Origin of the sequence: Wolbachia endosymbiont (group A) of Limnophora tigrina, assembly GCF_964263225.1 — a bacterium.
Taxonomy (GTDB): Bacteria; Pseudomonadota; Alphaproteobacteria; order Rickettsiales; family Anaplasmataceae; genus Wolbachia.
In genome coordinates this window covers 1-20,889 of sequence record NZ_OZ181654.1, presented here as the reverse complement: position 1 = coordinate 20,889, position 20,889 = coordinate 1, and the positions used below count along the sequence as shown (strand labels likewise).

At 36.2% G+C, this 20,889-nt stretch carries 24 protein-coding genes and 1 pseudogene; 18 read left to right on the top strand and 7 right to left on the bottom strand.

The window, feature by feature from the left end:
• Positions 1–10 precede the first annotated feature (10 nt).
• The 7 genes from ACE38P_RS00125 to ACE38P_RS00095 are packed head-to-tail and all read right to left on the bottom strand — an operon-like array spanning position 11 to position 6,614.
• Positions 11–1,996 (bottom strand): AAA family ATPase, encoded by a 1,986-nt coding sequence (locus ACE38P_RS00125; RefSeq protein ID WP_374699287.1) that lies wholly within the window; start codon positions 1,994–1,996, stop codon positions 11–13.
• The gene (tnpC, locus tag ACE38P_RS00120) at positions 1,942–3,324 is read right to left on the bottom strand and encodes an IS66 family transposase (protein WP_374699286.1); all 1,383 of its coding nucleotides are present in this window, start codon (positions 3,322–3,324) and stop codon (positions 1,942–1,944) included. The genes ACE38P_RS00125 and tnpC overlap by 55 nt, the downstream gene beginning before the upstream one ends.
• A gap of 32 nt (positions 3,325–3,356) precedes the next feature.
• The gene (locus tag ACE38P_RS00115) at positions 3,357–3,518 is read right to left on the bottom strand and encodes a hypothetical protein (RefSeq protein ID WP_374699835.1); all 162 of its coding nucleotides are present in this window, start codon (positions 3,516–3,518) and stop codon (positions 3,357–3,359) included.
• A gap of 22 nt (positions 3,519–3,540) precedes the next feature.
• A complete protein-coding gene (locus ACE38P_RS00110; protein WP_374699285.1) occupies positions 3,541–4,767 on the bottom strand; it encodes an AAA family ATPase in 1,227 nt (408 codons plus the stop codon).
• The gene (locus ACE38P_RS00105; RefSeq protein WP_374699284.1) at positions 4,764–5,252 is read right to left on the bottom strand and encodes a hypothetical protein; all 489 of its coding nucleotides are present in this window, start codon (positions 5,250–5,252) and stop codon (positions 4,764–4,766) included. Before ACE38P_RS00105 ends, ACE38P_RS00110 begins: the two co-directional genes overlap by 4 nt.
• A gap of 23 nt (positions 5,253–5,275) precedes the next feature.
• Complete coding sequence (locus ACE38P_RS00100; RefSeq protein ID WP_374699283.1) at positions 5,276–6,073, bottom strand: ATP-binding protein; 798 nt, start codon at positions 6,071–6,073, stop codon at positions 5,276–5,278.
• A 49-nt stretch (positions 6,074–6,122) separates the two neighbouring features.
• Entirely contained in the window at positions 6,123–6,614 is a 492-nt protein-coding gene (locus tag ACE38P_RS00095) for an RNA polymerase sigma factor (protein ID WP_374699282.1), read from the bottom strand.
• Positions 6,615–7,502: 888 nt separating this feature from the next.
• Here ACE38P_RS00095 and ACE38P_RS00090 point away from each other — a divergent pair.
• From ACE38P_RS00090 to ACE38P_RS00005, 18 genes and pseudogenes are all read left to right on the top strand, one after another.
• A complete protein-coding gene (locus ACE38P_RS00090) occupies positions 7,503–7,973 on the top strand; it encodes a Holliday junction resolvase (RefSeq protein WP_264376793.1) in 471 nt (156 codons plus the stop codon).
• Between the two features lie 129 nt (positions 7,974–8,102).
• Positions 8,103–8,576: a hypothetical protein gene (locus ACE38P_RS00085; RefSeq protein WP_374699815.1), complete on the top strand. Its 474-nt coding sequence runs from the start codon at positions 8,103–8,105 to the stop codon at positions 8,574–8,576.
• 18 nt (positions 8,577–8,594) lie between these two features.
• The gene (locus ACE38P_RS00080) at positions 8,595–10,064 is read left to right on the top strand and encodes an ankyrin repeat domain-containing protein (RefSeq protein WP_374699281.1); all 1,470 of its coding nucleotides are present in this window, start codon (positions 8,595–8,597) and stop codon (positions 10,062–10,064) included.
• Complete coding sequence (locus ACE38P_RS00075) at positions 10,061–11,902, top strand: phage terminase large subunit family protein (RefSeq protein WP_374699280.1); 1,842 nt, start codon at positions 10,061–10,063, stop codon at positions 11,900–11,902. Before ACE38P_RS00080 ends, ACE38P_RS00075 begins: the two co-directional genes overlap by 4 nt.
• Positions 11,892–12,116 carry a gpW family head-tail joining protein gene (locus ACE38P_RS00070; RefSeq protein WP_174516715.1) on the top strand — a complete coding sequence of 75 codons (225 nt, stop codon included), beginning with the start codon at positions 11,892–11,894 and terminating at the stop codon, positions 12,114–12,116. The genes ACE38P_RS00075 and ACE38P_RS00070 overlap by 11 nt, the downstream gene beginning before the upstream one ends.
• Positions 12,117–13,522 (top strand): annotated as a pseudogene (locus tag ACE38P_RS00065) (phage portal protein).
• The gene (locus ACE38P_RS00060) at positions 13,522–14,607 is read left to right on the top strand and encodes a S49 family peptidase (protein ID WP_374699814.1); all 1,086 of its coding nucleotides are present in this window, start codon (positions 13,522–13,524) and stop codon (positions 14,605–14,607) included. The pseudogene ACE38P_RS00065 and the gene ACE38P_RS00060 overlap by 1 nt, the downstream one beginning before the upstream one ends.
• Positions 14,600–14,971, top strand: a complete 372-nt coding sequence (locus ACE38P_RS00055; RefSeq protein WP_164224825.1) for a head decoration protein — start codon at positions 14,600–14,602, stop codon at positions 14,969–14,971. Before ACE38P_RS00060 ends, ACE38P_RS00055 begins: the two co-directional genes overlap by 8 nt.
• Positions 14,972–15,014: 43 nt before the next feature.
• Entirely contained in the window at positions 15,015–16,019 is a 1,005-nt protein-coding gene (locus ACE38P_RS00050; RefSeq protein ID WP_374699279.1) for a major capsid protein, read from the top strand.
• 83 nt (positions 16,020–16,102) lie between these two features.
• On the top strand, positions 16,103–16,423 hold the full coding sequence (locus ACE38P_RS00045; RefSeq protein ID WP_374699278.1) for a hypothetical protein: 321 nt from the start codon (positions 16,103–16,105) through the stop codon (positions 16,421–16,423).
• Complete coding sequence (locus ACE38P_RS00040) at positions 16,416–16,904, top strand: phage tail protein (RefSeq protein ID WP_264377374.1); 489 nt, start codon at positions 16,416–16,418, stop codon at positions 16,902–16,904. The genes ACE38P_RS00045 and ACE38P_RS00040 overlap by 8 nt, the downstream gene beginning before the upstream one ends.
• Entirely contained in the window at positions 16,885–17,358 is a 474-nt protein-coding gene (locus tag ACE38P_RS00035; protein WP_374699277.1) for a hypothetical protein, read from the top strand. Before ACE38P_RS00040 ends, ACE38P_RS00035 begins: the two co-directional genes overlap by 20 nt.
• Positions 17,345–17,800 carry a phage baseplate assembly protein V gene (locus ACE38P_RS00030; RefSeq protein ID WP_065094332.1) on the top strand — a complete coding sequence of 152 codons (456 nt, stop codon included), beginning with the start codon at positions 17,345–17,347 and terminating at the stop codon, positions 17,798–17,800. The genes ACE38P_RS00035 and ACE38P_RS00030 overlap by 14 nt, the downstream gene beginning before the upstream one ends.
• Positions 17,801–17,808: 8 nt before the next feature.
• Positions 17,809–18,063, top strand: a complete 255-nt coding sequence (locus ACE38P_RS00025) for a PAAR domain-containing protein (RefSeq protein WP_374699276.1) — start codon at positions 17,809–17,811, stop codon at positions 18,061–18,063.
• A 5-nt stretch (positions 18,064–18,068) separates the two neighbouring features.
• On the top strand, positions 18,069–18,404 hold the full coding sequence (locus tag ACE38P_RS00020; RefSeq protein ID WP_264687695.1) for a GPW/gp25 family protein: 336 nt from the start codon (positions 18,069–18,071) through the stop codon (positions 18,402–18,404).
• A 9-nt stretch (positions 18,405–18,413) separates the two neighbouring features.
• Positions 18,414–19,211, top strand: a complete 798-nt coding sequence (locus ACE38P_RS00015) for a baseplate J/gp47 family protein (RefSeq protein WP_374699275.1) — start codon at positions 18,414–18,416, stop codon at positions 19,209–19,211.
• 6 nt (positions 19,212–19,217) lie between these two features.
• Positions 19,218–20,423, top strand: a complete 1,206-nt coding sequence (locus tag ACE38P_RS00010; protein WP_374699813.1) for a phage tail protein — start codon at positions 19,218–19,220, stop codon at positions 20,421–20,423.
• A 20-nt stretch (positions 20,424–20,443) separates the two neighbouring features.
• The coding region (locus ACE38P_RS00005) for a hypothetical protein (RefSeq protein WP_374699274.1) at positions 20,444–20,889 on the top strand (446 nt) is incomplete at its 3' end.

Here is a 20,889-nt window from a genome sequence, read left to right as displayed (position 1 = left end):
TTTCCTGATTTTAAAGATTTTCAGCTCCATGAGTAAATTTTCCCACTCCACGTGCAAATGGTCCTGTTTTTACATCAAGCCATTTATCCTCTTTTGAACCATTAGCCATTCCTTTAACTATTTGCTTTGCTTGTAAAAGCTCTTGAACTATACGCTCTAGTCTATCCCTTCCCATACTATGAAAAACTTCAGGTAGTCTATGTCGTTGTTTATGTATTCCTGCACTTCCTGTATGAGTAAATGGATGTCCTGAAATAGCAGCTCGCGCAATTGAATCAATAAGATATATTTTAAGATCCTTATCACTAGTATTTTGAGCTTTTAATTGTTCAGTGATGTCTTCTAATAGCCCTGTTTCTTCATTTCTCAGATAAGTACGTACAGTACGATCAGCCAGGCCATTTGCTTTAACAACAGCTCCATAAAATAAGGTATTTTGTCTGGGGATTTTTCCAATTGACCTAAAAATCATTGGTTTAGTCATATCCTCAACAGGCCAAAAAGCAAAAGAACACCTAACTCCATTTACGAGAGCAGAAGTACCTCGAATAGCATCCCGTGCTTGCTCTACAGTTGATATAGGTTTTTCTCCCTTTAATTTCCTCATATGATGTGCAGTAATTATTGAAGCCCCAGTGCTACATGCTAAATCAGATAATAAACACATGAGATAATCCCCTACTGCTGGATCAGCATTTAAATCTGCATGAATGAAAGAAGCAAGGGGATCAAATATAATGAGCTTTAAGTCCTTTATTCTCCTCAGCTGCTTCATTACCGACTCAAATTCTGGAGATATTTCTACGACTTTACCACGAACATTCTTAAGTATGGTAAAAGATCTTCCTATGTTTGGTAATGGTACAATAAATAGCCTATCTTTATATTTTAATCTCTCGCATTTTGGATCGAGTCGTTCTAAGCGACGATGTATTTCATTTGTATCATCTTCCGCAGAAAATACCACAACAGATCCGTGTTCAGTAACAAGTTGGCCAAATCCGCATACCTGATCTATGCTACCTGCAACCTTGAGGGCTAGGTCAAGAAGAAGCATACCTTTGCCTGTATCTCCCATTGCAGCCAAAATAGAGGTTACACCCAAAGGAAATAATCCTTCAACCAAGAATCTTTGCTTTGGTACTGGACCTACAAAACGCTCTACACTCCAGCTGAAAATATCAAGTGGTGGTTTAATAATTATTTTTCTTGAGTTTTTTTCAATAAATTCCGAAACATTTATTCCCTCTAACACACAATCAGCAGCATCCCAACTCCTTGGTTTATCCGATGGAATCTTAAGCGTAGCAAGTGATGCAACACCAAGTTCTAAAAGTTTCTTTTCAGCGTTTTTAGCATATTTATTACCTGCTTCATCATTGTCTGGCCAAATGATAACATGTTTACCTTTAAGCGGAGTCCAATCTGTTCTATCAATAGGCGCATTTGCTCCAAACATCGCAGTTGTAGCTGTAATTCCTTTCTCTATAAGTGCTTCTGCGCATTTTTCTCCTTCTACAAGAACAACTTTATCGGACTTTAAAATACCTGGAATGTTGTAGAGTGGCCTTATCTCTGGCTCTTTGAATCTTTGCTTTTTAACATCAAATGGTTTAAACTGTTTTTTCTCTAAAGGAGGATCATAACGGTAGACTATTACGATTACTTGGTTATTTTCATCGTAGTAGTTCCAACTACAAGTCAGGTATTGTTCTAGATCTCTAATATTATTTTTTTCTTTGATGCCAAGCCATTCAGTTATTGAAGCCATTACTTCAGGAAATTCCATTCTGGCATTCTTCCCATGTACCGTTGCCCAAAGGTCAATAATGTCACCACCTTCTCCTGTTGCAAAATCTTTCCATAATCCTGCTCTTTCACCTGTTAACTCTATTACAGTGCTTTTGCCCTTGTTACCCTGTATCCGTTCAGCAGAGTGGTTTAAGAAACGATAGATAGAAGATTGTGAAAAGGGTTTAGCCTCCTCTGTTTCCATGTTAAGTATAACGAAATTATTTGCTCAAGGAATGAGTTTCCTCGTTCTGATTGTGTAAAATATGAATTTTTGCGATAAACGACATAATGCCGTATTTGCCGTTCAGCGTGATTATTTGTCAGCGGAGTATTTTCTGGGTCATCTAAAAATTTCCACATCATTCTTTCAGATTTCAAAATATTCTTTGCAACTCGAGACGCTCCAATTGCTTCAGGTAAGCGAGATATTTCCTTCAAATAATACCTTGTACGTTTTCGCAATTTCTTGGCACGTCTAATAAATCTTGAAACATCTATCTCATTTTTTAGTAAAGCTTTTTTCAGTGCAAATAACTCAGTGGCTACATTTCTCAAGTAACAGCCCAGAACTTTAACTTCAAATTTCCAACTATGCGCTAATCTTTCAAAATCCCTTGCTAAGTGTGCCCAACAGATTTGCCTTCTTTCATCAGCAAAGTAGTTGTATGCTGCATATCTGTCGGTTACTACCAAGCTATTACGATTGCAGCATACACTATTTTTTAAAACTTTCATTCCCCTTGACTCTGTCAACTTCACAAAACTTGCCGTATTGCTTGCAAACATCCAACACCAAGCGAGTTTACCTTTGTTATAATGGCTCGTTTCATCAATATGTAGAACTTTACTCCTACTTATCTCTTGTTCGATCTGCTCATACATTTTTTTGCATTTTGAAGCAACTCTATGTTCACTATTTGATATGCTACCGACGCTTATGTTCAAATTGAAGATATCATTTATGATGCTAGCTACTTCGCGCTTTGAATTTTTATAAAACCCACTGAGTGCTGCAACTACTGACTTAACCCTTGGGCCAAATGTATCTGGCGTAACACCCTCTGGTAACTTGCTACTTCTTCTTTTTCCGCATCTCTGACAACGGCCATGTTCCAACTGATATTCCATTACATAAGCCTTAATCTCCGGAAGATCTACTTTCTGATGAATATAAGGTTTTTCGCATATTGCAATCTTCCCTCCGCATTCGCAAGTAGGTGACAACTCTATCTTTATCACCTCATCTGCTTCCATTTTAGCACGATAATTACCCTTATGCCCAACTTGACCACCAATCTTTCTTTCGCTTTTTGGCTTTTCCTTTTTCATTTTGTATAATTCTTTTGAATTGGGAATTGATGAGTTTTTTGAATTTAAACCTAGCCTTTCCTTTAATTCAGCGTTCTCTATCTTTAAAGCCTCATGCTCTGCTTTTAAACTTTCATTCTCTCTTTCCAATCTTTCTATTTTTGCTTCTAACTTTTCTATTTTTTGCTGTAAATTTTTGCAGAGTTCTAAAAGGTTTACCATATTACCTCATATTTACCCTATGATTATCTTTATTATCTTGCTTTGTCTACCTTATTTTGCCGCTCTGCTGAACGGACACTGTTACCCTGTACATCACCTACATAAAACTTATCACCACGAAATGTCCCTCTTGGTAGTAGGTGAAAAAGACAAGATCTAATGTTTTGTAAAAGCTGAGTTTTTAGCTCTACCATACTGTCCGTTTTTGCGGATAAATTAAGCCGTAGCTATAACTTTAGAGTTCTGCCAACGCCCATTTACCCTGCTAATGAATTTTACTGGTATTGATTTACCGTTTCTTAGCTCATATACTACTTGCAAAACATTTGCACGTTTATTTGGTTGAAACATTACAATACCAGATGTATAGAAGCTTCTTAAAGCATTAGCACCAATTAAAGCTTGAAATGGATTCTTTGCTAATGTAGCTGTGGATACTTTTCTGGTATGACGTGTAATAATTATTCCAGCCATAGGATTAATTACAGAACGTAGTTTTTCTATTCTACTTTGCAGGCCGGAAAATATATTTTCATAGTCAAGGGAATCCAAGACGATAAGGTCTATTGTTTTAAATTTTTCTCCTATGATATCTTTCATTCTCTCTATACCTTCATCATTTAAAGTTAATCTCATTTTTGTAGTAACAATCAAGTTTTCTTCTGCTAGATTTGGCAGCCTTTGATTAGTTATGATTTGTTGTATGCGTTCCCTGATGTAATTGTACTCCATCTCATTTTGCAGATAAATTATCTTTAGCGGTCTTGCTGACTTCATCTTAAGAAACGACATTCCGGCCGCAAGATGTGCAAGCAAAGAGAGAAGAAAATAACTTTTACCAACCTTTGGAGTACCACCAATGACTAAAAGACCACCTGGAGTGAGAATTCGTGGAGCTATTATGTCTTCTGGTATTGGTGATTGATCACTCAAGTACTGCTTTACAGAAAATATTTTTTCTTCTCTCTTTTCCTCCCTTTTTTCTCCACTCTTTGATTTCTTATTTAGCCACTTCCTAGCAGAATCTATATCACCTTTAATTAAAACCCAAAGATCAATGATATCACCGCTAGTCCCTTCAGTAAAATTACGCCAATCACCAGCTTCCTTACCTACTATTTTAACCGTAATTGTATTTCCATTTAAGTTTCCAATATAAGTTTTTTCTCGGTAAAATTCACCACTTGGAAGTAGGTAAGAAACACACTCTTTGATATTATCAATTAATAATGCTTTTATCTTTTCTTGCTTTTGAGACATAAAACTCCCATACATATTTTTCATACGTTTAAAGTTGAGATTAGCTAGCTCACAAACAGTTTCAAAAGATTTTGAATTCAGCCAATTAATTGCTTCTTCTTTCAGCTTTTGGTTTTTTCCTACTGCATCCTGAATAGCTCTAGTAATGACAGCAGACCAAAGCTTTTCCTCGTCGTACTTCAAAATGGTACCTTGTCAATTTCATAATTTTTACGGTATTCCGGAGTAACTATTGAAGCAATTTTGTTCTTTTCTCCATATTCATCAGTTGTAACGCCTACTTTTACTGTAAATTCTAAACCATTTAACTCTGCAACTGAATTTAGCTTACGAGCAAGGATTGCACTTTCTGAATTGTCATGTGGATGAATGTCGCGTGCCGATTCCAAGATACTGCGAAGCATAGAGCGACCCATTTCTCCCCAAGTATCTTCTGCTTTATTACTTTTAATACCAATTATTTGGTAAATCTTGTGCTTTTCATATAAACCTTCAATAACGGTAAATTCTGTATTTAAATAAATGCTACCGGTAGTGGGGCTTTTAGTAAACCAATGCTCATAACCTCCAGGCTTGATTGTCATTTTTACCTTTACTATTGTACCTTTTGGTATCAATCTACTTTGCGGTTTTACAGTGTTAAAATCAGTTAATAGGTTTTGTAACATATATCACTCTCCATGTTTAAATTTTAAAACTTGCTTTTAATCTTTGTAAGCAGCTTGCCTAAATGCGGTTCTTCAACCATACTCAGGCGTCCACTACGGTCTTTAGCTGGGTATCCCCAAGGGTTTAAAGTGTGGCAAACAAAAGAGCGCTTCTCCGTTCCATCATCTTTCTTGATTCCAACCATACTGATTACTTCGTCAACTATCCCAGGAATTTCACTAGCAGTTTTAGTTCCTTCGCATTGAGGTAGCCAAACTGGACGATTGAAGTCATCGAGATATTGACCTAAAGTGCCAACTATAATGATGTCCTTATCTCTGATATGTTGAAATTGATTGAGCCAAGCCATCATTTCTTGAGCAAGTAATCCATAGGCAGCTCTCATATCCTGTTTTCCTGATCTCTCAGAAAAAGCTTCAGGTTGCATTTTTGCCCATAACAGACATAAACGTGAAGCAACGGTTATGCTATCTACAAAGATGCATCGGTATTTAGAAAACTCAGAGAAAAGATCTTTGTACTTACTAGATACATGTTCATAGTGTCTTTGGCTGTATGCTTGATCAGATTTTAATGCAGGATTAGAACCGCCTATAAGACAAGCAATATCTCTAGCTTCATTCCAAGTGCGAACACTTATTGAATCTCCTTGCCAGTCTTGAACGGCAAGAAGCCCTGCTTCAAAATCAAGGCAAAGTGTTGGTTCATCTATAGTCTTTAGGAGACTTGTTTTACCAATACCATAAGGACCAAAGATGACCATCTTTACACTTGATATTGTTTGCAATCTTTCATTATTATTCAAAATTTTAAGAATCATTATTTATCCATGCTACGATGTATATATACAAGAAAGGCAAAAATTTTGTTCAATTTTTCTTTTTACCTGCGTAGTAAATAGGAAAAAGTTTGGCACGTATCTTCTTGATAATATTGTTTAAAGTGGTTCTTGAAACGTTGTTCATTTTGGCAACTTCATGTAAGTTGAAAAACTTAAGTTGCTCACATATATTTTGCCATTCCTTTGGTAAAACCGAGATCATATAGTCTACATCAATGCGTTTTGTTATTTCACTCTCAAGTAGCTCTGTTACATCAGTGCTAATATAGTTATTGATGTCACGTTTTGCACATCGCTGTTTCTTTAACAGGTTAATAGCTTTATTTTCAGTTAATCTTGCTACAAAGGTGTTAAAGCTACTTTTATCTTCATCATACTGATCAAGGCATGGCCAAATTTCACAGAAGAGTTCTTGCTCAAGGTCTTCGTTATTCTCATCAATAAAGCACTTGGCAAGTTTTAGTCTATAGGCTTGGTATTTTACGTTTTTAACAATTATAGCTATATTTTTTAATTTCATGATTTTCCCTAAAACAAATTAATGCTTTAAGGATGGGAGTTATTAATGCCCTTATGTAGGACAGGAGCAAAAATAAATAATACTGATGCGATTTTTAATCTATTGATATTCTGTTATTTTTTTTTGAGAATAATACCGGTGCAATTTAAAATAATACAGTTCAGGTTTTTAGAACCTATTTTGAATGGATTTCAAAGAATGGGTAGCTCAGGCTTCCTAAAGTTATATTAAAAATATATAAGAATTTCATATTTTGAAATTCAATATCACCTAAAGAGCTAAAAATGTGGATTTCGCTATTAAAAGAATAGCTTAAATTTTTAAGAGGAAAATAGTTGAAAAGTATGCTCTCTATAACCTTAAGTTCCGTTCCTAATTACTGGATTCCTAAATCAGGAATTAGGAATCAGGAATCTAAAACTAGCCTGTATGGCGGGTTTTCACCATGCGTTCCTAAAACCGTTCCTAGGAACGGCATATCTGAAGTCCGCCAATATGGAGGATTCTAGCTTCCTGAAACCCTTATATATAATATATATATATAATACATATATAAAAATATACACATATATAAAAACATATAAAATATCAGATTAGAATAATAAAAGAACCTCTGAAAGTAGAAAAATCATGTTTAGGGTAAGTAAGGTTTTTAAATAAACATCTTCAAGAAAGAGTTAATTATAAAAAATTTTTCAAAAATTGAAGATTTTTTGGACGAAAATTTTTCAAATCTTGTATATATATGTACTCAGCAATTGAAAGATTTGGCAAACAAACTGCTGTAAAAGAGTTTTCATGTTAGTTGTTAAATTTCGAAAATTAAAGATTTTTTGGACGTAATTTTTTCAAATCTTGTATATATATGTACTCAGCAATTGAAAGGAAATGCTCACACTAGATCTTGGTAAACAAACTGGTTGGACTATTTTACATGATGGAATAGTACAAAGTGGAAGTAAGAGTTTTCATGTTAGCAGGTTTAGTGGTGGTGGAATGCAGTTTTTAAATTTTCGTAATTGGCTTAATGCACTTAAGTATAAATTTCCAGGTATTGAAGTTGTGTACTTTGAAGAAGTGAGAAGACACTTAGGAACTGATGCTGCACATATCTATGGAGGGTTTTTAGCACACCTTTCTGCTTGGTGTGAAGAACATCATGTGCCATACAAAGGTGTATCTGTGAAAACTATCAAACGCTTTATAACAGGCAAAGGCAATGCAAGTAAAGCTGATGTCATTGAGGCAGTACAGGAAAAGGGTTTTTGTCCAACAGATGATAATGAAGCAGATTCTTTAGCTTTAATGTTCTATGTTATGAATTTTAGTAAAGATTTTAGTGTATTAAAAATATCATAAAAAGTGGGTCCTTTCGGCCAGAATGGAGGGTTTGGTGGTCCCAACCCCAGGCCTTCTTTAGCGTCAGAGATATTTTAAATGTTGACTACTTGTGCAGTTATAGCTGATCAGTGCCAAAAAAGGAGAAAAATGGTGAGAATTACTCAAGCAGAATGGGCAAGAGAAAAAGGGTTTTCGAGGCAATATGTTTGTTCTTTAGCGAAGAAAGGAATTGTTGAACTGGAAGATGGACTCATTGACCGAGAGCAAGCAAATGAAGCTCTGAAAGCTGTTCGTGATCCAAGTCAACCACTGAGAAGAAAAGAGAATGGAGAAAAACTTTCAACGATATTGCTAAAAACGCGAATAAAAAATGAAACGGAGCGTGGTAAACTTTTGGAAGCTAAAGTGAAAGCTGAAGTAGGCAAATTTGTGTCAATTGAAGAGGTAAAAACTGAAGCATTTAATGTAGCAAGAGTTGTCCGTAATAATTTGCTTAATATTCCAAATAGAGTTTCAGCGCTGCTTGCATCACTGAGTGAGACTGAAAAGATTCATATGGCGCTAACTGAAGAGATTACAAACTCACTTGAAGAATTATCTAACGCTAAATTTAAAATATAAAAAGATTTTGAATACAAAATGGCTGATAACTTAAGTTTAGAGTTAATAAAGTGTTTAATCAATCAACCTGGATTAGATGTTAATGTCAGAGGGTTAAACGGAAAAACCCCACTACATTGCGCTATAGAATTTGATGAATTAAGCATGGTGGATTTGTTACTCACGAAGAAGAATATTAATCCTTTTGTGGAAGATAATGAAGGTAAAACATCTCTTGATTACGCCAAAGAAGGGAAAAAAGCAGAAATATTACAAGCGCTAATTAATAACAAGTACGGGTCAGAACAAGATAGCTTACTTCATTTAGCTGCAATGATAGGTGAAGTTAATGCAGTGAGATATTTGATAGGAAAAGGTATTGACGTTAATGTACGAAATGCTTTGCATCATACGCCATTACATCTAGCAGCAGGGATAGGACATGCAGAAGTTGTAAAGATTTTGATAAGAGAAGGAAAAGCTGAAATCGAGGTTTTTGATGCACGAAATCAGACACCAATGCACTATGCAGTTAACAACAAAAAATTGGAGATAGTAAAGTTATTACTGGAGCTAGGAGCAGATGTAAATAGCGCACGTGTAGGACAAAACTCGATGAAATTATCACCTGTGCATATAGCTGTAAGTAATACTAATTACGATGAAAGAGACTTATGTCTTGATATCCTCAAATGCTTAATAAAGGAGCCTAATGCTCAAGTCAATTTACAAGATTACGAAAATAAAACGCCACTACATTACGCTGAAAGACTTAAAACAATAGAGGTTTTACTAACGCGAGAAGATATAGACCCTCTGGTAAAAGACGATAGCGGCAAGACACCATTTGATTACGCTAAACCTGAGATAAAGAAGGCTTTGATAAGTAATAAATACGGTTCTGAAAAGAGTAGTCTACTACATTTAGCTGCACAAAGAGGAGAAATTGAGATTGTAGATACAATTTTAAAAGAAGAAATCGATATTGATATTGTAAATAATAAAGGTTTATCACCGATTTACCTTGCTGCGGAAAAAGGGCATTTACATGTAGTAAAGTTATTGCTGAAAAAAGGAGCAAATTATACACCTGTTCTGCACTTAGCAATCAAGTCAAATAATTTAGAGTTGCTAAAAACTTTATTTAAAGAAAAGAGCATCAAATTACCAGACGAGATAGGCAAGTCTGTACCAGTTTATTATAGGTGTATAGAACATAGAGATGCAAAAGTAAGAAAATACAACAATGTGATCTGTGTTTTTACCTCAGTAAGTGCAGTAGCAATGGCAGCATATATAGGTTTAACAGCAACAACAATAAGCAGTGCAATCATTTTTGCAACAATAACAGGGATATTTGCTCTTGTTATAGCAATAATGATAAGTGAGATGAGCAAAAGATATATAGAAAAGGAATTTCAGAAAAAGATGTTTATGGAGATGGAGGAGTGTAGTTCTATTGTTAATGATGTCGAGATAGAACCAGTTATGAGTAGATGCAGACAATGATATACGCTAGAGCTTTTTCTGAAGGTTTAAGACCAGATCCCCAGCTTAAAGTATCAGAGTGGGCGAATGAGTATCGAGTTTTAGCAGCAACTGCAGCATCAGAGCCAGGGAAATGGAGAACGGAAAGAACTCCTTATTTAAAAGAAATCATGGATTCACTTTCTCCGTCCTCACCAGCAGAAAAAGTAGTATTCATGAAAGGAGCGCAGATTGGGGGAACAGAAGCAGGTAACAATTGGATTGGCTATATTATCGATCAAACACCAGGTCCAATGTTAGTTGTGCAGCCAACAGTCGAAATGGGAAAGCGTTGGTCAAAGGGAAGATTTGCGCCACTGATTGAAAGTACGCCATGTTTAAAAAATAAAGTAAAAGACCCAAGGTCAAGAGATTCAGGGAATACTGTGCAAAGTAAGGAATTTCCAGGTGGAATAGTAGTAATAACTGGAGCAAACAGCAGTGTAGGACTGAGATCTATGCCGGTAAAATATCTTTTTCTTGATGAAGTAGATGCGTATCCAGGGGATTCAGGAGGAGAAGGAGATCCAGTTTTGCTCAGCATTGCTCGAACTAATACATTTACGCGGCGAAAAATATTCTTGGTTTCAACGCCAACGGTTCACGGAATAAGCAGAATAGAGAGAGAGTTTGAGAGTTCAGATAAACGATACTTTTTTGTACCTTGTCCACATTGTGATCACTATCAGGTGCTGAAATGGCCACAAATAAAGTGGAAAGATAAAAATCCAAATACAGCGCACTATGTGTGTATAGAGTGTAACGGCAAAATAGAAAATCATCAAAAAACAGAGATGCTAGCTAGAGGAGAGTGGAGGCCTACCAATCCAATAAAAGGTGAAAAAAAAGGGTTTCATTTATCGAGTTTGTATAGTCCAGTAGGCTGGTATAGTTGGCAACAAGCAGTAGAGGATTTTCTCCATGCAAAAGAGAGTGAACAATTACTAAAAGTTTGGATAAATACCACTTTAGGAGAAACTTGGGTAGATAAAGGAGAAGTACCAGACTGGAAGCAATTATTTAACAGGAGAGAATTTTTTCAGATTGGTACAGTACCAAAAGGCGAAGTAGTTCTCACAGCAGGTGTTGATGTCCAAAAAGATTGTTTAGAAGTAGAAGTTGTAGCCTGGGGAAAAAGCCGTGAAAGTTGGTCAATAGACTACCAAGTATTTGAAGGAGATACTGGGGGTGGAGAAGTATGGAGAAAACTCTCTGAGCTCTTAAATCATCATTTTATTGGTGAAAATGGTCTTGAATATATGATAAGTATGATGGCGGTTGATGCTGGGTATGCGACACAAGAAGTATACAATTGGGTAAGAGGTCATCAAGGCTCTGGAAGAGTAATGGCAGTAAAAGGTGTAAATAAAGCACTAGTACCACTTAGCAGCCCAAGTAGAGTAGATATAACAGTTGGTGGTCAAAAGCTAAAGAGAGGAATAAAGCTGTGGCCAGTAGGAGTATCGATATTAAAGTCAGAGCTTTTTCAGCTACTTAATGTTTTAAAAAACGGGGAAAAAGAAAAAGTGCCAGCAGGATACTGTCATTTTCCTGAGTATGCACCTGAATATTTTAAGCAGCTAACGGCAGAGCAATTAGTCAGCAAGGTAGTAAAAGGATACACCAAACAAGAGTGGCAAAAGGTAAGAGAAAGAAATGAAGTACTAGATTGCCGAATTTACGCAAGAGCTGCATCGATAGCACTGGGAATAGACAGATGGCCAGAGAGTAAATGGAATAGTTTAAGTGGAAAAATGGAAAGCAAAAAGCCTAAAAAAGTAAGACAGAGTAAGTGGCTTGGTAATCAAAATGTACAGTGAAAAATATTTAACTCAAGTTGAGAAAGCAATTCAAAAACTGCAAAGCGGAGAAAGAGTTGTCTCAATTGCATATGGTGACCATGTTGTGAGGTACGGGGAAGTTCAAATAAAGGATTTATTGGAGCTCAGGCAACGAATAAAAGCGGGGTTAAAAGTTGCAGGCATGAGGCCAAAGAGGAAAATTGTTTTTTCAACGAGTAAAGGAATTTTATAAATGCTGCTAAAAACCTTCAAGCAATTATTTAACAAACCAAAGATAAAAAGCTCAGCGTGGGATGCAGCAGGCTCAGGAAGAAGATTTTTTCACTTTCAACCAGAGTTAGGAAGTATAAACAATTTGCTGTCTCAAAGCCTTGAAACTTTACGTAGTAGATCACGTGATATGGTGAGAAAAAATCCATATGCAGCAAATATCATTGATACAATAGTAAGTAACTCTATTGGAACAGGAATAAAACCGCAATCAAAAGCAAAGAATGCAGAATTTCGAAAGAAAGTGCAAGAATTATGGCTAAAATGGACAGATGAAGCAGATAGTAACGGAGTAAGTGATTTTTATGGATTACAAGCTCTAGTATGCAGAAGTATGATAGAGGGAGGAGAATGTTTTGTACGTTTAAGAACGAGAAAGCTGGAAGATAGATTTTCTGTGCCATTACAACTGCAAGTACTTGAGTCTGAACATTTAGATAATAAAACAAATCAAACTTTAGGAAATGGTAATGTAATAAGAAACGGGATTGAGTTTAACAAGCTTGGGCAAAGAGAGGCATATTACTTATTTAGAGAACATCCAGGAGAAGGTTCGTTTGGAGAGTCAGTGAGAGTACCAGCAAACGATGTTTTACATATCTATAGACCATTAAGACCTGGGCAAATTAGAGGGGAGCCATGGCTTTCGAGTATACTTCTGAAACTTTATGAGCTTGATCAATACGATGATGCAGAATTAGTGAGAAAAAAGACAGCAGCAATGTTTGCAGGGTTTATTACAAGACTTGATCCTGAGGCAAATATTTTAGGAGAAGGTGAAGCGAATGAGCAAGGAGTAGCATTATCAGGTTTAGAGCCAGGAACAATGCAGCTTTAGACCCAGGAGAGGACATAAAATTTTCAGAGCCGTCTGATGTTGGAGGAAGTTATGAAGCATTCATGAGACAGCAACTGAGGGCAATAGCAATAGGCACAGGAATAACATATGAGCAGCTAACAGGAGATTTAACAAGCGTTAATTATTCATCCATTCGGGCAGGGTTGATAGAGTTTCGCAGAAGGTGCGCAATGTTACAGCATAACGTGATAGTGTTCCAGTTTTGTAGACCTATTTGGAATAGATGGCTAGAATTAGCAGTGCTTTGTGGAGAACTGAGTATAGATGAAAAAGTAGTAAAAGCAGCGAAAGAAGAAGTAAAATGGATACCACAGGGATTTGATTGGGTGGATCCACTGAAAGATCAGCAAGCACAGCAAATGGCAGTAAGAAATGGATTTAAGAGTCGATCGGAAGTAGTATCAGAAATGGGTTATGATGTAGAAGAAATTGACCAGGAAATAGCAGAAGATCAAAAGCGTGCAAATAGTCTCAACTTAATGTTTGACTCTGATTGTAAAGGATTATGATGCTCTTAGGAAAACCATTAATGCTTGAGCCAAGAAGTTTTGAGCTATTGTTATTGAACAATCAAAAACATCCCACGTTTAAAAACATAAAGCACTCCATCAAAAGTAACGTAGAAAGAACTGCAATTATACCAATTCATGGAATCTTGACTAAAAAACCAGGTGCGTTTGATGAAATGCTCGGGATGACATCATATGAGCAAATAGAAGTACAAATTACACAAGCATTAGCAGATAGTAGCATAGAGACAATTATACTGGAAATAGATAGCCCAGGAGGAGAGGTAAACGGTATATTTGACCTGGCTGATTTTATTTACGAATCAAGAGCAAAAAAGAGAATTGTGGCAATAGCAAATGATGATGCATATTCTGCAGCGTACGCTATAGCTTCTAGCGCTGAAAAGGTATTTGTGAGCAGAACTTCTGGTGTTGGCAGTATTGGAGTAATAGCAAGTCATATAGATCAAAGTAGATTTGATGAAAAGCAAGGTATTAAGTACACCACAATCTTTGCTGGTAGTCGAAAGAATGATTTAAACCCACATGAGCCAATGACGTCTGAAAGTCTGGAAAGCTTACAAAAAGAAGTAGATCGACTATATGAAATGTTTTTGCAGCTAATAGCAAGGAACAGAGGTCTTTCAATTGAAAAGATTCGATCAACAGAGGCAGGGCTATATTTTGGGGAGAAAGCAGTAGAAATAGGCCTTGCAGACGGAATGACAATTCTTTCAGAGTTTAAATATATTAATAAAAACAGGAGTATTACTATGAACGAACAAACTATAACTGACCTAAAAGAAGAAACTAATAATTTAACTAAGTATCGTACTGAAGTTCTTGAATTAATACGTTTATGTAATATATCAAAGATGCCAGAGAAAATAGGAGAATTTATTGAGCAGAGTGTAAGTGTTGAGCAAGCAAGGGAAGTTTTAATGGAATTACTTGCAGAAAGAACAAAGAAGACAGAGATAATAAGTACAATACCACAGAATTCAGGAGAAGAGTTGATGATGCAGGTAGCGAAAAGTCGTAGGCATTTAAAATATATAACAAAAGGAGAAAAGCAAAATGAGTAGTATAACAGAACAAAATAACCTTGGTGATCTTCTAAAATATGAAGCATCAAATTTATATTCACGAGATCAAATAACTGTTGCCAAAGGACAGAATCTCAAGCTTGGTGCAGTAGTTGCTAAAAAGACTGAAGATGGTTTTATTAGGGTCTTAAATCTAACAGCAACCGATGGCACACAAACGGCAATAGGAGTAATTTCAAGTGATGTAAACGCAAAGGAAAATGCTAAAGGAGTAATTATTGCTCGCGGTGCAATGCTAGCAGATCATGCAGTTGTATGGCCAGCAAATATCACTGAAGAGCAGAAAAATGCAGCAATAAAGCAACTTGAAACACGAGGGATCATTATCCGTAAAGCAGTCTAAAGCTATATTAAACAATAAAAAACACAAAGGGGGAAAAGAAAAAATGCAAAATCCATTTACAAATACAGCATTTAGTATGACGGCACTAACTAATGCGATGAATATATTGCCGATAAATTATGGACGGGTTGAAAATTTAAATTTATTTCCAAGTAGGTCAGTAAGATTTAGACATATTACCATAGAAGAACACAACGGAGTATTAAGTTTATTACCAACACAAATACCAGGAGCACCAGCAACAGTAGGAAAAAGAGGAAAAAGAAAAGTAAGAACATTTACGATTCCACATATTCCACATGATGATGTAGTACTGCCAGAAGAAGTGCAAGGAATAAGGGCATTTGGATCAGAGAGTGAACTTAAAGCGCTGGCAGATGTAATAACCGATCATTTGCAATTGATGAGGAACAAACATGCAATAACATTAGAGCATTTGCGAATGGGAGCGCTGAAAGGAATAATTTTAGATGCTGACGGGTCAGAATTATTAAATCTGTACAACGAATTTGAAATCACGCCAAAAGTAGTAAATTTTGCCCTGGGAACAGCAACAACAGATGTAAAGAGAAAATGTTTGGAAGTATTGCGGCATATTGAGGACAACTTAAGTGGTGAATATATGACAGGAATTCATGCTTTAGTAAGCCCTGAGTTTTTTGATGCACTTACTTCTCATGCTAAAGTGAAAGAAGCATATGAGAGATGGCAAGAAGGAGCAGCGCTAAGAAATGATATGAGGTCAGGATTTACGTTCTGTGGAATAACGTTTGAGGAATATAGAGGACAAGCAACTGATCCTGAAGGAACCGTGAGAAGATTTATAGAAAGGGATACGGGGCACTGTTTTCCAGTAGGAACAGCAAGCACATTTACAACATATTTTGCACCAGCAGATTTTAATGAAACAGTGAATACTCTTGGACAGCCACTCTATGCAAAACAAGAGCCAAGAAGATTTGATAGAGGGACTGATTTGCATACGCAGTCAAACCCTCTGCCAATGTGCCACCGTCCAGCAATACTAGTCAAGATCGTTGCAACATAGGTAGAGCAAATATAAAGCGGTGTGAGGCAGAAGAATGCTTTACCTCTTCTTAGCATATAAATGTTAGTATATAGCGGAGAAATGTGCAAGAGAATATTAAGAGATTATTTAAAGATTGTTTTGCTCATTTAGGAAAAGTAGCTTTGTATGAATCAAAGGATAAGTCATATATGGTACAAGTACTAAAGCAACAGCCAGATAAATTATACGAGATTGGTGAAGGACAATTTGTGGGAGAGATGCTTTTTCTTGAGGTAAATGTTTTTGATGTACTGAGGCCAATGGTGGGAGATATTTTTGTTATTGATGGTCGTAAATATAAAGTATATTCTCCACCACTGCGAGATAATTCAGGAATAGTATGGAATATAAAATGTACAGTACTTGGAGAGAATGATGTTTAACATTGAGGTTAATGAAAATATTGAGAGAATTATTCACAACATTGATGCTAACAAAGCCAAAATAGAATTGGCAGCGGTAAGAGCGCTAAACAAAACGGCATTATGGTTAAAATCTCAGGCTGTCCGAGAAATCAGTGAAGAAAAGCAAATTAGGCTAAAAGTAATTAGAAAAAGACTAAGAATTATCAAGGCAAGGAAAAGCACTTTGAAGGTTTTAATTAGAGCATATCTGTATGATATAAATATAAAACAAGCAAAAATAAGAACAGCATTTAATGATGCATTTATGGCAACGATGCCAAGAGGCTATCGTGGTATTTTTAAACGTGTAGGAAGAACAGCACTACCGATACAGGAGGTTAAACTACCACTTGAACCTGAGGCTTCAAGGATAATAGAAAATCTTGTTAATTATGAAGTTGAAAGGATATTTGAAAAATATTTTACACATAAGTTATTTTATGACGGCATTTTGGACTAATTTACATGAGGCAATCTGTAATACGCTAAAGGCAGAGATACCAGCAATTCAAACTTGTGAGGTTTATCCAGCAATAAGGAAAGAGTTAGCAGCTCCAGCGGTATTTATAGAATTGTCAAGTCTAGAGCAAGGAAAAGATCCAGGAACAGAGGAGCTAGCGCTGAGAGCAAAATTTGAGGCACGAATAGTGATCGATAGCACAATAGAAAATGCCTCTATTATTGTCAGATCATTAGCTGCTGAGGTTGCCAGAGTAGTAAATAAAAATACTTGGAACGTGAAAAATGTTTCACCAGGAGAATTTATATCAGGAGGAGGAGATGATTTTAGGCCAGAGCTCGATGCATATTTAGTGTGGATGGTAGACTGGGCGCACGAATTGCATGTAGGGCGATCGATTTGGGAAGTGAGTAAAATAAAACCTCGTTTAATCGATGTGAATGTTGGAAAGTAATTTTGCAATTTCAGAATTGCGGAGGAAATTGGCCAACATTGTCCGTATAGGCATTGTCGAAAAAATAGATTATGAAAAAGCTAAAGTAAAAGTTAAAATAGGTGAACTTGTAACAGATTTTCTTCCATGGATAACAAATAGAGCTGAAAGTTGGTCACCACCAAATATTGATGAACAGGTAATAGTATTATCACCATTGGGAGAATTGTCTTTGGGGGTGGTGTTACCGGCAATATATCAGGAAAAATACCCTCCTCCAGAGAATAAAAAGGAAGTAAATAGTGTAAAATTTCAAGATGGGACAAGATTTACGTATGATAAAGAGAAACATCATTTAGAGATTGAAGTAGTAGACAAGATAACACTGAATGTTGGGGAATCAAGTGTAGAGATAACAAAGAGCGAAATAAAACTAAAAGCAAAAAGAGTAAATCTAAATTAGGGAAAGGAATGAATAAATCAGTTATACGCCTAGGAGATCACTGTGAAGGAGCGTTGCTGCATTTTTGTATAAGTGGAAGCAGAGATGTATTTATAAACGGAAGACCTGTCTGTAGGCAAGGAGATAATTTTAGTGAAGGAAAAGTAATGACACAAGGGTCGAAAGCAGTGTTTGTAAATGGCAAAGCCATTGCTCGTACTGGTGACCTAATTTCCTGTGTAGCAATAGCAGAAGAAGGGAGTGATAACGTTTTTGCAGGGTAAATAATATGCGTGGTATGAGTTCTGAAACTGGTAAAACAATAAGTGGTATAGAGCATTTAAAACAATCAATAGTTGATATTTTAACTACGCCAATTGGCACTCGTGTTATGCGCCGAGATTACGGATCAAGGTTATTTGAGCTGATTGATCATCCAATTGTACCTGGTTTTGCACAAGAACTTTATGCAGCAGTTGCAGAAGCATTAGAAAAGTGGGAGCGTCGATTTAAGCTTAAACGTGTACAAATAACAGAAATAAAAGAAGGTAAAGTAACTCTCATTTTAGAGGGAATCTATCTGCCAAATGGAAAGCTGATCCGCCTTGATGGTATTATAGTATAAGGCAGTAGAATGAAAACACCAAATATTGTTGAAACATTAAAATTTGAGGAAATCTTTTCGCGAATGAAAGAAGAATTAGTGCGTCGGAATGCAAATTTTTCTGCGTTAACTGAAAGTGATCCAGCAATGAAGATCTTGGAAGTAGCAGCCTGGCGTGAACTTTTGCTTAGGCAAAGGATTAATGATGCAGCACAGGCAAATTTACTTGCTTTTGCAAGAGGTAATGACCTTGATCACTTGGCTGAATTTTATGGTGTGCTGAGAAAGGAGTCAGAGAATGATGAATCCTTAAGGAAGCGGGTAAAAGCCAAAATTGTTGGTTGGTCAACAGCAGGGAGTAAAGAGCATTATCGCTATCATGCGTTGTCTGCTGACACAAGAGTAAAAGATGCACAAGTGGTATCGCCGATACCAGGAAGTGTACAGATTTCAATACTTTCCACAGAAAATGATGGTGTACCTTCGGAAGAATTGCTAAAGGTCGTCAGAAGTCACGTTGTTCGTGATGATATTCGTGTATTAACAGATACGCTTACAGTTATTGGCTGTAGTATTATTCCAATTACTATTCATGCTAAAGTGCATATTTATCCTACTGCATCAAGAGATGTGATTGAAGCTGCAAAAGAACAATTTGTCAAAGATTTTGAGTCTACTAAAGGTTTAGGGTGGAATGTTACCAGATCATGGATTATTGCCCATCTCTTTGCAGAAGTTGTGCAGAATATAGAGCTTACAGAGCCGATAGAAGACATCATCGTGCAAGATAATGAATGCGTTACTTTACGTGGTTTGAAAGTTAGGTAAACAATGGTGATACTTCCTCCAAATTCATTAAAGCAAGAGCAAATACTTACAGATGTAATTAATTATTCTCTTGATACAAAATCTCTACGGGGATTTAAATTTAATCCTAAGACAGAAATGTTACCGTGGCTAGTAGCTGAGTATGGCCTAGAAGAAATTTTATCCCAACTACCAGAGCATAAAGTAGATTATAGCTTAGCTAAGGAAAACGGAATAAAATTTCAACGTTTGCGCGGTACACCAGAGTCACTGAAGATGGCACTTAAGTGGGCAAACATTGATAATATTACTATTCAAGAAGAACCACCAGGAGAGCATTTTGCTGAATTTCAAATTGGCATCACTGATGTTCCTAATGATTTTTTTGTCGATAGTGTAATTGCTTTGGCAAAACTTTCTGCACCGGCAAGATCTCGATTAATGCGAATATTCAATGACTATTACAATGCTCAGCGGTTTATATTAGATGAAAGTATTTTTGGAGATCTTCTTTCAGATTACTCAGGTATAAAAATAGCAAAAGAAGGGCCAGTGTTATCGTTTGGAAGAAAAAACTCATTTGAACTGAAAATAGGAAATCCAAGATTTAAATTTGGCACTTTTAGATCACATTATGATAGAAGCTACAGTAATGATTTATATAGGTTAGATGTCGCAATATTATCAGAAACAGAGCCTCACACGAAGAATTACAACGGTATATATGAAAGAAGTCATCAGTGGTATAACTTAAAAGCACTATATCCTCTACCACAGAGTTTGTTGCCAGAAATTAAGTTTGCTAAAGCGTTGATAGTATTGTCAGGTAGTTGGAACTTAGGGGATATAAATGCTTGTTTTGCATCAACTGCTTATGAAGAAATAGAGCGTACATTTTACTTAAGTGAAGATAAACTCTCTGAGCAGATTTGGAATTTTCAACGCACATCAATTTTAGAGCGATTTAGTATATCTTATTACTATGAAGCGAAGAATTTTACTGATCAAAGAATAATAGAGTCTAGTTTAAGAGAATATCATGTTGATTATCAAAATGACTCAGATTTAAAACAGAAAGACCCTATTCATGAGCTAGAAAATTACGTAACAACATTTTACCCAGGTATAGTCACTTGGCATGAACATCGCCACTTAAATCGCCCTTGGAAAAATTTTGAGCCTATTATTGCAAGAAAATTGGACGTTTTTTCTATGAATCTTGTATATATATAATATCAATCGCATAATCGTATATGTCAATACTTACACAATCAGGTAGAGCAGCTATTGCTGCAAGTATTAAGGAACAAGCTATACATCTTGCTTGGGGATCTGGAGATTCTACTTGGGAAAGCAGCTATAAAGTTGAAAAAACTTTTGCAGCTGACGGAAAAATAACCTTAGATCACCACACTATTAAAGATGTAAAAGTTTATACAGGGCAAACAATCTATCAGTCAAGCATAGATTACACAGTTGACAGCAGCGAAGGTACGATTGAACGTGTGAAAAATAGTGCAATTATAGCAGATAGCGTAATCACTATAGGGTATACTCAAGGAACACCACCGGAACTTATTACTTCTACACAATTGCTAAAGGAAGTTGGACGTCGTGTTGTTGATGAGGTGCTCTTTTGCACTGGTGATGAGAATGGAGAACTTGTAACTCCATCTGGAAGGTTTAAGCCTTCTGATGT